The organism is Phocaeicola sp. ICN-14070 (assembly GCF_037892625.1).
Classification (GTDB): Bacteria; Bacteroidota; Bacteroidia; order Bacteroidales; family Bacteroidaceae; genus Phocaeicola; species Phocaeicola plebeius.
Genome location: NZ_JBBKBF010000054.1, coordinates 1 through 16634, shown reverse-complemented (window position 1 = coordinate 16634; position 16634 = coordinate 1). Strand labels below are relative to the sequence as shown.

At 43.4% G+C, this 16634-nt stretch carries 14 protein-coding genes and 1 pseudogene; 9 read left to right on the top strand and 6 right to left on the bottom strand.

From position 1 onward, the window contains the following. Positions 1–13: 13 nt before the first annotated feature. Both WKT20_RS13490 and WKT20_RS13485 read right to left on the bottom strand, forming a co-directional pair. Positions 14–814, bottom strand: a complete 801-nt coding sequence (locus tag WKT20_RS13490; RefSeq protein ID WP_445323287.1) for an N-acetylmuramoyl-L-alanine amidase family protein — start codon at positions 812–814, stop codon at positions 14–16. Beyond that, on the bottom strand, positions 814–1320 hold the full coding sequence (locus WKT20_RS13485; RefSeq protein ID WP_259296130.1) for a TlpA family protein disulfide reductase: 507 nt from the start codon (positions 1318–1320) through the stop codon (positions 814–816). Before WKT20_RS13485 ends, WKT20_RS13490 begins: the two co-directional genes overlap by 1 nt. 267 nt (positions 1321–1587) lie before the next feature. On the opposite strand from WKT20_RS13485, the gene WKT20_RS13480 reads away from it, so the two are divergent. Together WKT20_RS13480 and WKT20_RS13475 are read left to right on the top strand one after the other, a co-directional pair. After that, positions 1588–2166 (top strand): helix-turn-helix domain-containing protein, encoded by a 579-nt coding sequence (locus tag WKT20_RS13480; RefSeq protein WP_340417507.1) that lies wholly within the window; start codon positions 1588–1590, stop codon positions 2164–2166. Between the two features lie 59 nt (positions 2167–2225). Further along, positions 2226–3842 (top strand): AMP-binding protein, encoded by a 1617-nt coding sequence (locus tag WKT20_RS13475; protein ID WP_118494021.1) that lies wholly within the window; start codon positions 2226–2228, stop codon positions 3840–3842. A gap of 70 nt (positions 3843–3912) precedes the next feature. On the opposite strand, the gene WKT20_RS13470 is transcribed toward WKT20_RS13475, so the two are convergent. Next, positions 3913–4620, bottom strand: a complete 708-nt coding sequence (locus WKT20_RS13470; RefSeq protein ID WP_270653627.1) for a TapB family protein — start codon at positions 4618–4620, stop codon at positions 3913–3915. A 97-nt stretch (positions 4621–4717) separates the two neighbouring features. Between WKT20_RS13470 and WKT20_RS13465 the strand changes: the two genes are divergently transcribed. Further along, the gene (locus tag WKT20_RS13465) at positions 4718–5671 is read left to right on the top strand and encodes a tetratricopeptide repeat protein (RefSeq protein WP_117702321.1); all 954 of its coding nucleotides are present in this window, start codon (positions 4718–4720) and stop codon (positions 5669–5671) included. Positions 5672–5747: 76 nt separating this feature from the next. Here the strand turns inward: WKT20_RS13465 and WKT20_RS13460 are convergent, their stop codons facing one another. Next, positions 5748–6917 (bottom strand): MalY/PatB family protein, encoded by a 1170-nt coding sequence (locus WKT20_RS13460; RefSeq protein WP_117702322.1) that lies wholly within the window; start codon positions 6915–6917, stop codon positions 5748–5750. A gap of 352 nt (positions 6918–7269) precedes the next feature. On the opposite strand from WKT20_RS13460, the gene WKT20_RS13455 reads away from it, so the two are divergent. The 4 genes from WKT20_RS13455 to WKT20_RS13440 are packed head-to-tail and all read left to right on the top strand — an operon-like array spanning position 7270 to position 11158. Beyond that, entirely contained in the window at positions 7270–8112 is an 843-nt protein-coding gene (locus tag WKT20_RS13455) for a prephenate dehydratase (RefSeq protein ID WP_117702311.1), read from the top strand. Then, complete coding sequence (locus WKT20_RS13450; RefSeq protein WP_270653629.1) at positions 8087–9277, top strand: pyridoxal phosphate-dependent aminotransferase; 1191 nt, start codon at positions 8087–8089, stop codon at positions 9275–9277. Before WKT20_RS13455 ends, WKT20_RS13450 begins: the two co-directional genes overlap by 26 nt. Positions 9278–9301: 24 nt before the next feature. Next, positions 9302–10372 carry a bifunctional 3-deoxy-7-phosphoheptulonate synthase/chorismate mutase type II gene (locus WKT20_RS13445; RefSeq protein ID WP_118165549.1) on the top strand — a complete coding sequence of 357 codons (1071 nt, stop codon included), beginning with the start codon at positions 9302–9304 and terminating at the stop codon, positions 10370–10372. 12 nt (positions 10373–10384) lie between these two features. After that, complete coding sequence (locus tag WKT20_RS13440) at positions 10385–11158, top strand: prephenate dehydrogenase (RefSeq protein ID WP_007562783.1); 774 nt, start codon at positions 10385–10387, stop codon at positions 11156–11158. Positions 11159–11241: 83 nt separating this feature from the next. Here WKT20_RS13440 and WKT20_RS13435 read toward each other — a convergent pair whose 3' ends face one another. Both WKT20_RS13435 and WKT20_RS13430 read right to left on the bottom strand, forming a co-directional pair. After that, positions 11242–12744, bottom strand: coding sequence for a glycoside hydrolase family 10 protein (locus tag WKT20_RS13435; protein ID WP_270653630.1), 1503 nt, complete (start codon positions 12742–12744; stop codon positions 11242–11244). Positions 12745–12880: 136 nt separating this feature from the next. Further along, positions 12881–13075 carry a hypothetical protein gene (locus tag WKT20_RS13430; RefSeq protein ID WP_118165547.1) on the bottom strand — a complete coding sequence of 65 codons (195 nt, stop codon included), beginning with the start codon at positions 13073–13075 and terminating at the stop codon, positions 12881–12883. A 655-nt stretch (positions 13076–13730) separates the two neighbouring features. Between WKT20_RS13430 and WKT20_RS13425 the strand changes: the two genes are divergently transcribed. Together WKT20_RS13425 and WKT20_RS13420 are read left to right on the top strand one after the other, a co-directional pair. Further along, complete coding sequence (locus WKT20_RS13425) at positions 13731–14846, top strand: helix-turn-helix domain-containing protein (RefSeq protein ID WP_340417506.1); 1116 nt, start codon at positions 13731–13733, stop codon at positions 14844–14846. Positions 14847–15056: 210 nt separating this feature from the next. Beyond that, a pseudogene (locus WKT20_RS13420) lies at positions 15057–16634 on the top strand (hypothetical protein); the annotation flags it as partial.

The window sequence follows — 16634 nt, the reverse complement described above, 5'->3', positions numbered from 1 at the left end:
ATGACTTATGAGATTATCTTTTCCGGTAATCCTTCTCGATGGCTAAGGTTATCCAGTTGGCTAAGGCCTGACGATTGTCGGCAATGACCAGACGTTTCTGATCCTGTGCATTCTGGATATTTCCTACTTCCAGGAAAACAGCTACCGGAGTCGTATTGCGAAGTACGAACAGGTTACGTTCGCTCACCGTACCATCGAATCCGCGGTTGGGCTGATGGCGGTCATACTTGGAACGGAAAGTCCGCTGTATTTCCCTCGCTAGTCGTTTTCCTTTTGAACTGCCCGGTGCATGATAGAAATACACGTCAGTCTGGTTGTTCCGGGCCCGACTGTCTACATGGATAAATACGGCACGCTTGTAGCTGCTCTTATCCTTCCGGTACAAGCGGTTCACCGCATCACAGCGCTGTTGCAGACGGGCTACCTGATTCAACGGAATGGCTTTTCCCATGCAAGTTTCCCGCTTGCTGTTATTCAGAACAGCCTGGTCACGAATTCCATCCTTTGCATCCTGAATGATAAAATGCACTTTGGCTCCACGTTTCATCAACTCGCGCCCCAAGCGGAGAATAATGTCGTAAGCATACTCATCTTCATGCAACTCTTTTCCGCGGTATTTGCCAATGCAGCCAGGATCCGGTCCCCCATGTCCGCAGACAAGATAGAAAGTGGCTCCTTTCAACGAGCTGGAAGTTACCGCATACGACGCATATTTCTTTCCAAACAGCGGTTCATAATGTCCCTTCTTTTTTCCCGTCATTCCCGAAGGAAAGCACAGCAAGCCACACAAAATCAAACATAAGAACTTCTTCATCACTTCAGCAGTTCATCTATTTTCTTACAAAGAGAAGCAAACTCCTCTTCATTATACAAGCGGGTCATCATCACGATTTTACCCTCCTTATCTATCAGCACGTTACGGGTGATTCCGGCATTGCGTTCCGCATATTTGGCAAAAATATCTGCTCCCGGATCAAGTCCTAACGGATAAGTCACTCCTGTCTGCTTGGCAAAGGCTTTCACTCGTTCCAGCGGCTCGTCACGGTCAATTCCATAAAGCGCAAAGGAAGCATTGTCCTTATGTTTCTGCCAGATGTCTTTTTCAATAAAAGGCATTTCTTTACGGCATACTCCACACCAGCTTGCGGTAAACTGCAACATGACTACCTTTCCCTTAAGTTCTGACAATTTCACCTTGCGTCCGTCCGTCAGCTTCATTTCAAAGTCGGGAGCCGTATCGCCTACCTTGACAATATATCCGGCTGCATCAGGAACCGGCTGAGAGGCTGTAAGTGGTGCATGGCCGCCTAAAAGTCCCATCAATGTCAATGCAAAAATAAGCTTCTTCATACTCATTCTAAATTATATTTCGGCTCAAAGATAGTACAAAAAATTAAAATACAGACACATTCGGCAAGAAACCTGCCTGCAAAAAGAATATCAGAAAGTGCGAAAAGGGCCGAAAGAAAATGCTTTTTATTACTTTTCGGTATGTTTATACAGAAACTTTATTAACTTTGCGAATTATGAAGAACAAAGCGTACACCCTTACACTTTTATTGTAAATCAAAGCTAAAGAGAAGAACTATGGATTGCACTAACATCATCGGAGAAAAAATAAAATCGCTCCGAACCAATCAAGAAATAAGTATACAGGAACTGGCAGAACGCGCAGGACTGACCGTGGAACAGGTAAGTCGCATTGAGGAAAACATCGACATTCCCTCGCTGGCTCCGCTGATTAAAATAGCACGTGCATTGGGAGTACGTCTGGGTACTTTCCTGGACGACCAGACCAGTGAAGCAGGACCGGTTATCTGCCGCAAAGGTGAAGCGGACGATACCATCGGATTTTCAAACAACGCTACGCATGCCCGCCAGCACATGCATTATCATTCATTGTCAAAAAGCAAGGTGGACCGTCACATGGAACCGTTCATCATCGACATCGACACCAACGACGAAAAAGACTTCTTTCTGTCGGCACATGAAGGAGAAGAGTTTATCATGGTACTGAAAGGAGAACTGGAAATCAGTGATGGGAAAAGCAACTATCGCCTGAAAGAAGGAGATACCATTTATTATGATTCCATCGTACCGCATCATGTACACACCGCCGAAGGACAGGCTGCACAAATTCTGGCCGTAGTCTACACCCCAGTATAAGTCTCACACAAATCATCAACGACATGTTACAACTTTCTGAAAGAACATTAGGCGACTAGCTGGAGCATTGGGCAGAAGTGACTCCGGACAAAGAATACATTGTATATTCCGACCGCAACCTGCGTTTTACCTGGAAGCAGTTTAACGAGCGTGTGGACCACATGGCCAAAGGTTTGCTGGCCATCGGCGTGAAAAAAGATACTCACGTGGGCATCTGGGCCCGCAATGTGCCCGACTGGCTGACATTTCTGTATGCCTGCGCCAAAATAGGTGCCGTGGCCGTTACGGTCAACACGAACTACAAGCAGGCGGAACTGGAGTACCTCTGCGAAAACTCCGACATGCATACTCTGTGTATCGTAGACGGAGAAAAGGACAGCAACTTCGTGGAAATGACCTACACCATGCTGCCCGAACTGAAGCTCTTCGAACGGGGGCACATGAAGAGCAAGCGTTTCCCTCACATGCGTAATGTGGTATACATCGGTCAGGAGAAATACCGGGGTATGTATAACACAGCAGAGATTCTGCTGTTAGGAAGCAACATTGATGATGAGGAACTGATTAACGCAAAAAAACTGGTAAGCTGCCACGATACGGTGAACATGCAGTATACCTCCGGTACTACGGGATTCCCCAAAGGGGTTATGCTTACTCATTACAATATTGCCAACAACGGATTTCTAACCGGTGAGCACATGAAGTTCACGGCCGATGATAAGTTGTGTGTATGCGTTCCGCTTTTCCATTGCTTCGGTGTGGTACTGGCCACCATGAACTGCCTGACGCATGGCTGCACACAGGTCATGATAGAGCGCTTCGACCCGTTGCTCGTACTGGCTTCCATACACAAGGAACGCTGTACGGCTCTCTACGGCGTACCGACCATGTTCATTGCCGAACTGCATCACCCCATGTTCCCCATGTTCGACTTGTCAAGCCTGCGCACGGGTATCATGGCCGGCTCTCTCTGTCCTGTGGAACTGATGAAACAGGTAGAAGAAAAAATGTTTATGCGCGTTACCAGCGTATATGGACTGACAGAGGCTTCACCGGGTATGACCCACAGCCGCATTGACGACGATCCGGAAGTACGTTACACCACCGTAGGCCATGACTTTGAGTTCACGGAAGTGAAAGTAATCGACCCGAATACCGGAGAAGAATGTCCGGTGGGCGTACAGGGCGAAATGTGCAACCGGGGTTACAACACCATGAAAGGTTACTACAAAAATCCGGAAGCTACAGCTGAAGTAATCGACGCCAACGGATTCCTGCATTCCGGTGACTTGGGAGTAAAAGATGAAAACGGAAACTATCGCATTACGGGTCGCATCAAGGACATGATTATCCGCGGAGGAGAAAATATTTACCCGCGCGAAATCGAAGAATTCCTCTACAAGATGCCGGGCATCAAGGATGTACAGGTGGCCGGAGTGCCTTCCAAAAAATACGGTGAGGCAGTGGGAGCTTTCATCATCCTGCACGAAGGATACACCATGAACGAATTTGATGTACGTGAGTTTTGCCAGGGAAAAATAGCCCGCTACAAGATCCCCAAATACATTTTCTTTGTAAAGGAATTCCCCATGACAGGAAGCGGAAAAATCCAGAAATTCAAACTGAAAGATTTGAGTTTGAAACTGTGTGCCGAACAAGGCATCGAAATTATATAAAAAACGGCCCGGAATCCTTCTTTCTCAAGAATAGATTCCGGGCCGGAATTTTATCGACAAATTGCTTGCTTTATTTCTTTACAATCTTCACCAGCAATGTCTTGCTGTCTAAGTTGCCTTTAGTATCGTATGCTTCCGATTTCACCAGTCCCACTCCTTTGGCATACCATTCGGTCACGCGCAGCGTAGTGGTTTTCAGCACAATCTTTGTACGCTGCAGGTAAGAAATCTTCACACAGTCAAACTTTCCGGCTGTAGTGCTGATGGTTTCATTTCCCATGTAAGCTGCACCAGACACATTCACTTCATTCTTCAACATATTGCGAACTACCTGATAAGAGCGGTCTGGAATGCTCTCACCACCTTTGGCACCGTCTTTGATAGTAAATGAATTGTCGCCTTTAAACTTGAGTTTCTCCAGCAAACCTAAACGAGCAGCCTCGTTGTATTTAGCAGGGTCGGAATCAGAATCTACATACGGACCGTACATCAAATCTTCCGTACATACCGTATTGGCTCCATCATAGCTCCAGTTGAACAAGGTATAGCTGGTATTGTTCTTTGCCTTTGTAGTGACAATCTTATCATAGTAGGCAGCCTGAGGCTTTCCGTCCACCTTCTCTACCTTACTTACGGTCATGGTTTCATCCGATGTGCTCTGACCGATTTCATCGTAATTCACATAGTGCAGTTCTGTACCTTCTGTCGTGCAGAAATATTGTGCCTGCATGGAATGGCAAGCCAAGACAGCTGCCACCAAAAACATTAGCCTCTTCATAGTTTCATCTTTTAAAGTAAAATACGGTGCAAACATACAAATTTCTTTCTTTTTTCTGCCTATCTTTGCCACAGAAAAAACATTAAATCAGTTTATCATGGGATTATTATCATCTTTATTCGGAAAAAGTAAATCCGATGCAAACGAACAAGAGAAACAAGACAAGAAGAATTTCGACATCCTGAAATATGACGGCATCCGTGCCCGCAACATGGGCAAGCTGCCCTACGCCATCAAATGTTTTGAAGAAGCAGTGGCACTTCAAGAAGAAAAGGAAACGCTGGGTTTACTGGCCAGTGCATATCTTCAGGCTAACCGCACGGAGGATGCACGTATCACCCTTGACCGGCTGATTGCAAAAGATGAGACAAACGTACAGGCCTTGCTGTCTTTGGCTAGTGTATGCTATATACAAGAAGACTATGAAGGGATGGATAAGGCCTGCCAGAAAGCCATAGCTTTGGATGAGAAGAACGCTCAGGCTTACTACTTAGCCGCCCGTGCAGCACGTGGCTTGAAAAATGACTTGCAAGCCATTGTCATGCTGACCAAAGCCATCGTACAAAACGAGAGTTTCACAGAAGCCTATCTTCTACGTGCCGAAGTGCTATGGGAAATGCGTCAGGCGAAAGATGCGCTCAACGACCTGGAGCAGGTACTGAAACTTAATCCGGAAGAAGAGGAAGCGCTTCTCCTGAAAGCTACCATCCACATCGGTATGGGAGAAAATCAGGAAGGAGAAGCATGCGTGGAACAGGTTATAGCTTTGAACCCATTCAACGTGAAAGCGTATTTGCTGAAAGGTAGCTTGCTGATAGAGGAAAAACAACTGGACAAGGCACTTGAGAATTATCAGGAAGCTATTGAACTGATTCCGCAGGAAGCGCAGCTGTACCAGGAAAGAGGACGCGTTCACCTGCTGATGGGCGACAAGGCCGGTGCGGCAGAGGACCTGAAAAAGGCCATCGAGCTGGCTCCTGAAAAAGAAAACCTGATTTCCGGCAATTTCAATAACTTTGAAAAGAGTAATCTGCAAACCGGAATCTACTAAACGATACTCTTCATAAAGAACGGGGGCGGAACATTCATTCGTGACCGCACCCGTTCTTTTTATAATAATAGATGTATTAAAGAGCTTCGTAAGCTGCTTTCAACTGCTGCAAGGCTTTTTCAAGTGTCACACGCGGACAGCCTACATTCATTCGCATAAAGCCTGCTCCTTCCTTACCAAACATCTCTCCATCGTTCAGCGCCAATCCGGCCTTGTCTACAAAGAAAGCATTCAATGCCTCATGCGACAATCCCAGTTCGCGACAATCCAGCCAAATCAGGTAAGAAGCCTGCGGACGCATCACCTTAATCTTAGGAGTATACGCTTTCGTATAGGCATCTGCATAGTCAATATTTCCCTGAATATAAGCCAAACACTGTTGCAGCCACTCTTCTCCTTCAGTATAAGCGGCAGTTACGGCAGGCCATGCAAACACATGTCCCGCATTCAGCTCTCCGGCATCCAGATAAGTCACGAAGCGTGAACGAAGTCCTTCATTGTAAATAATGGTATGCGAAGCAGCTACTCCCGGCATATTGAAAGTCTTGCTGGGCGCCATGAAAGTAACGGAGTTGTTGCGGGCTTTTTCTGACACCATGGCAAAAGGCAGATGCTGATAAGGAGGTAAAGTCAGGTCGGCATGAATTTCATCCGAAAAGACAATCACATTGTCATCGGCACAGATTTCGGCCAGTTCCTGCAATTCTTCTTTCTTCCAAACCACTCCTCCCGGGTTGTGAGGATTACACAGAATCAGTACCCGTACTCCCTTTATGGAACGGCGAATCAAATCCAAATCCATGCGATAATGTCCGTCCACTTCCTTCAACGGGCATTCCACCAAGCGACGGTTGTTACGTGTCACCAGCCAGGCAAAAGGATGGTACACCGGAGGCATAATCATAATCTTGTCGCCCGGATTCGTGAAACAGTTGATAGCCATGCCCAGACCCGGTACAATGCCTGGTACAAAATTGATTTCTTCCTTCTCTACCGACATGCCATAACGTTTCTTTACCCATCCGATAATAGACTGATAGTAATCGTCTGAACGGAAGGTATATCCCAACACCGGATGTTCGCAACGCTTGCGAATGGCTTCTAAGATAAACGGAGGTGTGGCAAAATCCATATCGGCCACCCACATCGGAATCAAATCAGACTTTCCCCATACGTTTACCATACCGTCTACTTTCTCGCAACATGTGCCGCGACGGTCAATCACTTCATCAAAATTATAGTTCATGTTCTTATTTGTTTTGGCTGTTTTACAAATGAAATATCTCTGTACAACAAAGGTAAGAAAATACATTCATATCCGCCATTCTGAGGCTATTTTTTAAAAATAAGAAGAAAAAGTTTGTCGGAACATTTGTTTTTTAAAGAAAAGTATTACATTTGCAGCAGAAATAACAACAAAATAACAAACAAATGAGAACATTTGCATCATACTTCTTCTTTTACTTTTATTTCTTTTACTTTAGCAATGAAGTGAAGCGGGAGTTTGCATGCATACGGTAATAAAGAAAACAAGAATGAAATGATAATACAAAGTCCCGCTTCGATGGAGCGGGACTTTTTTTATAGTTATACAAAAGATGAAGAAGATAGCCATACAAGGAGTTCCGGGCTCGTATCACGACATTGCAGCCCATAAATTTTTCAAGAATGAGGAAATCGAACTGATCTGCTGCAACACATTCGAAGAGGTGTTCGATACCCTGAAAAAAGACAGCAGCATCATCGGAATGATTGCCATTGAGAATACGATTGCCGGAAGTCTCCTTCACAATTACGAATTGCTCAGAGACAGTGGAGCTACGATTATTGGAGAACACAAATTACGAATCAGCCACAGCATCATGTGTCTGCCCGGAGAAGACTGGAGTACACTGACAGAAGTAAACTCTCATCCGGTAGCTCTGGCACAATGCCGGGATTTCCTGCAACACCATCCACAACTGAAGGTGGTAGAAACGGAAGATACCGCAGGCAGCGCACGCGACATCAAGAAAAAAGGGTTGAAAGGACATGCTGCCATCTGCTCCAAATATGCAGCCGAGCTTTACGGCATGAAAATCCTGCAGGAAGGCATTGAAACCAACAAGCATAATTTCACCCGCTTTCTGGTAATATGCGATCCCTGGATGGCCGACGAATTGAAAGACCGTTCCAAAATCAACAAGGCCAACATTGTTTTCTCCCTGCCTCATAATGAAGGAAGCTTGTCACAAGTGTTGTCCATCTTTTCGTTCTATCACATTAACTTGACCAAAATACAGTCATTGCCCATCATCGGGCGGGAATGGGAATACCTGTTCTACGTAGACGTGATGTTCAACGACTATTTGAGATACAAACAATCCATTGATGCAGTAATGCCATTAACCAAAGCACTTAAAATTTTAGGAGAATATGCAGAAGGAGAATCAACCTTATAAGATAGAGCCGGCCAGCCGACTGAGCCACGTCAGCGAATACTACTTCAGCCGGAAACTGAAAGAAGTGGCACGGATGAATGCCGAAGGAAAGAATGTCATCAGCTTAGGAATCGGAAGTCCGGACATGCCGCCTTCAGAAGAGACTATCAACGTGTTGTGTGAAGATGCTCGTAAACCGGATGCACACGGCTACCAGCCTACAGTGGGAATACCGGAACTGCGCAAGGCCATGGCCGACTGGTATAAAAGATGGTATGATGTAGACCTGGACCCGGCTACGGAAATCCAGCCGCTTATCGGTTCAAAGGAAGGTATCCTTCACGTCACACTGGCACTGGTGAACCCCGGCGACCAGGTGCTGGTTCCAAACCCCGGATACCCTACTTACACTTCACTGAACAAGATTTTGGGAAGTGAAATCGTGAACTACAACCTGCGGGAAGACAATCACTGGCAACCGGATTTCGAAGAACTGGAAAAGATGGATTTAAGTCGGGTAAAAATCATGTGGACCAACTATCCCAACATGCCGACCGGCGCCAATGCCACCATGGAACTTTACGAGAAGCTGGTGGATTTTGCACGCCGTCACCAGATTGTCATCGTCAACGACAACCCGTACAGTTTCATACTGAACCGCAAGCCCATCAGTATCCTGAACGTGCCGGGAGCCAAAGAATGCTGTATCGAGTTCAACTCCATGAGCAAGAGCCACAACATGCCGGGATGGCGCGTGGGTATGCTGGCAACCAATGCTACTTTCGTACAGTGGATTCTGAAAATCAAGAGTAACATTGATTCTGGTACTTTCCGCCCCTTGCAGCTGGCAGCCGCACAAGCTTACCACAACAGCGCAGAATGGCATGAAGAAGCCAATATTCAGACTTACGCACGTCGCCGGAAACTGGCTGAAGAAATCATGCATACCTTGGGATGCACCTTCGACCCGGAACAAGTAGGTATGTTCTTGTGGGGACGCATTCCAGACCACTATGCCGACGTGGAAGAGCTGACCGAGAAAGTATTGCACGAAGCCCGCGTGTTCATCACTCCGGGATTCATTTTCGGCAGCAACGGAAAACGGTATATCCGCATTTCACTCTGTGCCAAAGAGCCTCAACTGGAAGAGGCGTTAAAACGAATCCAGGCCATCATGAATAAATAACATTACAAAAAATCAAATACCACTATGGAACAGTTAGATTTACTCCCTATTGAACTGGAAGGTGTTTCTCAGGAACGCCCGTTGATTATTGCAGGCCCTTGCAGTGCCGAAACAGAAGAACAAGTTATGACTACAGCCAAGTCACTGTCTGACAAAGGTATCAAAATATTCCGTGCCGGAATTTGGAAACCTCGTACTAAACCGGGAGGTTTCGAAGGTATCGGTGTGGAAGGACTTTCCTGGCTGAAAGAAGTGAAGAAGGAAACCGGCATGTACGTAGCCACGGAAGTAGCTACCGCCAAGCATGTGTACGAATGCCTGAAAGCTGATGTTGACATCGTATGGATTGGTGCCCGTACTACTGCCAACCCGTTTGCCGTACAGGAAATTGCCGATGCACTGAAAGGCGTAGACATTCCCGTCTATGTAAAGAACCCGGTAAACCCTGATTTGGAATTATGGATCGGCGCATTGGAACGCATCAACAATGCCGGACTGAAACGTATCGGTGCCATTCATCGCGGATTCTCTTCATACGACAAGAAAATATACCGCAACCTGCCGCAGTGGCACATTCCTATCGAACTGCACCGCCGTATCCCGAACCTGCCTATTATCTGCGACCCGAGCCATATCGGCGGAAAGCGTGAATTGATTGCTCCGCTGTGCCAGCAGGCCATGGACTTAGGCTTCGACGGACTCATTATCGAATCACACTGTAATCCGGAATGTGCATGGAGCGATGCCGCACAGCAGGTTACTCCCGATATTCTTGACTACATCCTGAATCTGCTCGTTATCCGTTCTGAGCATCAGACTACAGAGAACCTGAACGAGCTTCGCCGGCAGATTGACGAATGTGACAACGACCTGATGGACATACTCGCCAAACGTATGCGTGTGTGCCGCGAAATCGGTACCTTCAAAAAGGAACATAACATGACCATCCTGCAAACCGGACGTTACAATGAAATTCTGGATAAACGCGGTGCACAAGGCTCACTTTGCGGCATGGATTCCGATTTCGTCAAACAAGTATTCGAGCTGATTCACGAAGAAAGCGTGCGCCAGCAAATGGAAATCATCAACAAATAACAGAAACAAAGCATGAAAATATTGATTTTAGGAGCCGGAAAAATGGGCTCCTTCTTTACCGATGTATTGAGTTTTGAACATGAAGTCGCCGTGTACGATGTGAATCCCCAACGTCTGCGCTTTATGTACAACTGCTACCGCTTCACCAAACTGGAAGAAATCGGCGAATTCAAGCCGGAGCTGGTCATCAATGCTGCCACGGTAAAATACACACTCGATGCTTTCCATCAGGTTCTTCCGGTATTGCCGAAGGATTGTATCATCAGCGACATTGCTTCCGTGAAAACCGGATTAAAGGAGTTCTATGAAAACTGCGGCTTCCGCTATGTATCTACCCACCCGATGTTCGGTCCCACATTTGCCAACCTCGACAAACTGAGTACGGAAAATGCCATCATCATCAAGGAAGGTGACCACCTGGGCAAGATTTTCTTCAAAGACCTTTACCAGCACCTGAAGCTGAACATCTTTGAATACACCTTCGAGGAACACGACGAAACTGTGGCTTACTCCTTGTCCATCCCGTTCGTATCAACCTTTGTGTTTGCAGCTGTCATGAAACACCAGGACGCGCCGGGTACGACCTTCAAGCGCCACATGGCCATTGCGCAAGGTGTACTAAGCGAAGATGATTTTCTGCTACAGGAAATCTTGTTCAATCCACGCACTCCGGCTCAAGTCGAAAATATCCGTACGGAGCTAAATGAGCTGTTAGATATTATCAGCCGGAAAGATGCAGAAGGCATGCATGCCTATCTTAGCAAGATTCGAAAAAATATCAAATAATTTATAGGTAAATCCATAAAAAAGGGCAGGAAGAAAACCCCAATCCTTTCTTCCTGCCCTTTCTATTTTTTATCAGACTATATTTACAGCTTAATCTTCTTTGATACCGATTTCGATTCATTGTGCAGACGGTCGAGTGCAGTCACTACGTAACGATACTTCGTCTTTCCGTCCTCATACGGCAACTTATAGAATTCATCGTGCGTAATCGCTACAATGTGTGAAGGATCGTTCAGGTTCACTTTCTCCTTGCTTCCGAAGCGGTACACCACATAATGATAAGCCTTATCCATCTCGGTCTTTGCCTTTGGCGCCGTCCAGAACAAGATGTATCCGTCTGCGGTCCATACCGGTTTCAGTTTGCGCACTTTGCCCGGAGCCTTGTCGTCCATAAACGGAGAAGCCGGAAGCAATGCCGGATACTTGTGATATTCTTTCACCAGCATATCCCGGTAATTTCCCTTATTCTCTACCACTGCCGCCGCATACCACTGACAGCTACCTTGTACGGTAGGCAACGAACGCTGCAAATTATACTTTGCCGGAATCTGGCTCTGGTTCGGATTCATCAAATCCGCTTTCGATACAGTGCGTATCACATCCTGACCGATGTACAGCGGACGAGCTGCGGAATGACGTGCCCACCAGCGAATCAGTGTATCATAGTCGGCTGCCGGATGTCCGATTTCCCAATAAATCTGCGGGATATTGTAATCTACCCAGCCATTGTTTACCCACAAAAGCACGTCGGCATACAAGTCATCGTAGTTCTGCAATCCGTTTGTTTCACTTCCATTCGGGTCATTCTTCTTGTTACGATAAATACCGAACGGTGATACACCAAACTTCACCCACGGTTTGCATTCGCGTACGGTTTCATGAATTTCCTTAATCAACACGTTCACATTATCCCGACGCCAATCTGCCCGCCGAGTAAATCCGCGACCGTATGCTGCAAAGCTGACATTATCCGGAAACTCTTCTCCCGGGTTTGGATAAGGATAGAAATAGTCGTCCATGTGAATGGCATCCACATCATAGCGAGTCACAATGTCGCGTACAATCTTGCAGATGCATTTTCTGGATTCCGGCAGTCCCGGATCAAAATACAGCTGGCCGGCATACTGCACAAACAGTTCCGGATTCTTGCTGTACGGATGCATGGGCGACAAAGCACCTGTGCCTTTCGTCTTGGCACGATACGGATTAATCCACGCATGAAGCTCCATGTTCCGCTTGTGGCATTCCTCAATCATAAACTGCAAAGGGTCCCACATAGGCGAAGGAGCTTTTCCCTGCACACCGGTTAAGAAACGGCTCCATGGTTCGTAAGGAGATTTATACAACGCATCCGCCTCTGCTCTTACCTGAAAAATGATGGCATTGATACCGGCTTTCTGCAAGTTGTCCAACTGGCTCACCAGCACCTTCTTCATTTTCTCCGTAGGCATACCCTGAAACTGTCCGTTTACACACTGTATCCAGGCTCCGCGAAACTCCCGTTTGGGATAACGTGTCTGAGCATACAAGTTGCTCGTCCACAGGCTTCCCAGAAGGACAAACAACATCAATAGTTTAGTCTTCATATCCGTAAATTTTATCATATCCTTTTCACTTTCTGAACAAATGTCCGATTAAGCTACAAAGATAGTGAAAGGTAAGTGCAATACCAAGACAAAAGCCTGCTTTTGAGCACAAGTATTGTCGAACTACATCCTATATTCAAGAAATGAATACCACATTCGTAGCTATCGCATTCGAAACTTTAATGGTCTGCAAAGTGGTAGAGTTATTTCTGCTTGTCAGGAATAAAGACAAGTCTGTAATTTTATTCCATGCTTCTGTGTCTTCTGGTAAATTCATGTATTTCCGGAAGTCATCCGGAAAATCTTTCAGCAGTTCCTTATTTTTCCCCATCCGACACAGTTCGATACGTTTGGATACTTTCCCTTTCTCATGTTAATACAAGTAATTCCAGCGATTAATGCTGTAATTATAGCTATACCAATAATATCGTTTTTCTCATTCTTTTCCATAGTTTCTAAATAAGCCAACGATATAAATTCTTACAGATATAATGATTTATATTCTAAAAAAGAAAGTTTTGCTAAAAAATGATCGTTATAGTTCTTCCCAAATCTACCAATATAAACTGTGTAATTAAAACTCACAAACCGTATTTATCTCTCAACTAAACTACACATTTTAATTATAAGACATTGATTTCACTATAAGAATTTATTCACATATTTGTAACAAGAATCATATTAAACCCGCTCATATTTTAAGAATAAAGAATCCAAAATAAAAACAGACCTATTCTAAAACAATAAAATCAGTTATATCTCAACACAAATAACCACATTTAGCCCATTTGACCAGCACAAAGTAACAAATTAGAAATCAATAACTTATAACATATTTACAAACTTTTAATGATACAATAAATGTATCAATTCAACAACCAAACATACAAATATACGAATCAACAAATTTATCTTTTGAAATATAAAATATTTGTTATATTTTTACGATATTGAAAAACATAAACAAATCTTTTACAAAGCCAAAAATGGAGACACCTTTATTCGCATTGGAAATATTCTCGGGGACATGTTGTTTGCTTTCATCTGTATTCCTGCACTTTTTTAGCTATTCTGCTAAACAAAAAGACCTCATTTATCAAAAAGGACTTATGTATATCAAACTGGCACTAATAATAATGGGGGTATCAACTTTATTTTTTGCCATAACAGAAAGCTTTAGACTGCCAAATGCAAAAAGTTATTTCATACAAATATTATTACCTATAGAAACCTTATTGGTTTTATATGCCATGATTCATTTGATGAATGCAAGTAAAAAATTCCGTAAAGTTATGGTATATAATGGTATTTATGCATGTGTTTTATGTGTCATAAGTATTACTTATATTTATTTCATGAGCAAACAAGGTGAAAAATGGATATATTATCTGTTAGTATTATGTTATACTGTACAGTTTTTCTTTTGCACTTATATATACCTGCATATTACTAGACTATGGAAAAACAGTTTGGATAAAAGCAACCGTACTTTTAGGAAATATCACTTTCGTATTTGGATAGAAGCATTTATTATAGGACTTATAGGTATTATTACAGAGCTATCTCCTACACCTCTTACCCAATCCTTATTTACAATATGCTATACTTTATTTTTCATACATTTTAGCATACAGTATCATAACTATGGAGTAGAGGCACATAATCAAATAAAGAAAATAGCTCCAGCTCTTATCTCTGATAAAATAATTATTCAGCCTGAAGAATCACAAGAGAAAAAAATACTCAAACAAAACAACGACTTAATAAAAGAAAAGATAGACTGCTGGATTACGGACAAAAAATATTTACACCCTGGCATTACAATACAAGGCATCAGTCGACAAATAGGAATTAATCGCACATACCTATCAGGATATATAAATGAAACTTATCACACCAATTTTAATACTTGGATAAACAACCTGCGTATAGAGGAAGCCAAACGAAAACTCACCTCAACTTCTGATATTAATTTAAGCGACTTGGCTGAATCTGTAGGATTTGCAGATTTAGCACACTTTAGCAAGATATTCAAGCAAAAAGAAGGGCTCCCCCCGTCTGTATGGAGAAAGAAACAAACCATCCATGAGAAAGCATCATGATTAGTAAAACCATAAAATTTGTCTATTTATATTTAGCGATTTGTTGTTTTATCAATAAATACAATTAATCTACAATTAGACAAAGAAAGACAAAACAAATGCGCATAGATTTGCATCACGATGCTAAAAGGAAAAGGAAAAAATCCTTTAATACCAAATGAGATAGAAAATTTATTATTACTCATTTAATTAATTAAACTTTTAAGAATTATGAGAAAAAGATTTTATGGAGCCCTTGTTTTGGGAAGTTTTCTTCTTGCAGGGGGTGTAGTAACCTCTTGCTCAGATTATGATGATGACATCAATAATCTGAATCAGCGAGTAGACGCTGTTGAGAAGACACTGAATGACTTGAAAGCAGCCATCGAAAAAGGTGTCACTATTAATGACATCGCAACTACCGATAACGGTATTGTTATCAAAACAAGCAAAGGAGATTTTACCATTATTAATGGTACAAGCCAGGCTGGATGTACTGTAGAAATTGGCCCTAATGGAACTTGGGTTATCAATGGTAAAGATACAGGTAAGCCGTCTAAAGGTGCCGATGGTGAAGATGGAAAAGATGGTATCTATTATGAACCCAATGCTGAAACTAATACATGGTGGAAAGTTGAAGGTGATAAAAAGACTGACACAGGCGTTTCATACTTGGCAGAAGGTACAATTACCGCTGTATATGATAAAGTAAACGGAGAATTACTGTTGAATGGTGTAGAAGGTTATCAAGGTACTTTGGTTATTTCTTTGACTACAGGATTGAAATCATTGGTATTCCAGCCAGATTTCTACTACCAAGGTATTGAAGCAATGTCTGTTGGAACTTATAACTACACAGAAAAGACCGTAGCTAAAGTTAATGCAGATGACGATTTCTCTAAAGATGCTCCAACTTCATTAAAAGGCGTAGCAATGTCTCCTGGCTTGGTAGCTAACTACCATATGAATCCATCTAACGCAGACATCAACAAAATTGAAAAATTGTCTTTCATCAGTGATGACAAAGATTATACAAGATCTGAAGGTGGTGTAGTTAAAGCAACCGTAACTAGTAAAGAGGCTAAAGATGGTATTTTGACTGTACATGCTCAATTAACTGATGGTACAATCAAAGATATTAACACAGATGGAAAAGTTACAGTTTTAGCTCTACAGGCTAATTACAAAAATGCAGAAGAAAAAGTAGATACTACTATTACTTCTGATTATGCTGCTGTAAAAGCTGTAGATTATAACGATATGGTTTTGGCTCATGCAGATGCTACTGTAGATCATACTAAACATTTGTATGCTACTGCAGCTGAAGCTATTAAGAACGAAGCTGAATATGAGATTGTATGGAACCATGAAGGAATGGATGTAGCTGAATTAGTTCAGACTCACTATGACGACTTAAGCAGTGGAACATCTGTACACGAAGCATGGGATGTAAATGCAAAATCAGGTACCGTTGAAAAATATGGTTTTGAATATAGCTACGAATTAGTAGGTTACCACAAAGGTGAAAACAAAACTTCTGAAAGTGCACACGCTGCAATGAAGGGTTCTGTTTTGAGACCTCAGATGCCGAAAGACGGTAAACAGCAAGCTTTTGGTGCAGAACAAAACCAAGCTGAAGTGAATCGCGAACCGCTGGTACGTGTTATCCTGAGAGACAAAGTTTCTAATAAGATCGCTTCTGTAGGTTACATCAAATTTAAAATCGTAGATCAGGCAGCTGAAAGCAGCGTTCTGTTGAATGCTCAATTCCAGTTCAATGATAAGTATACAGTAAACTGTACAGAAAAC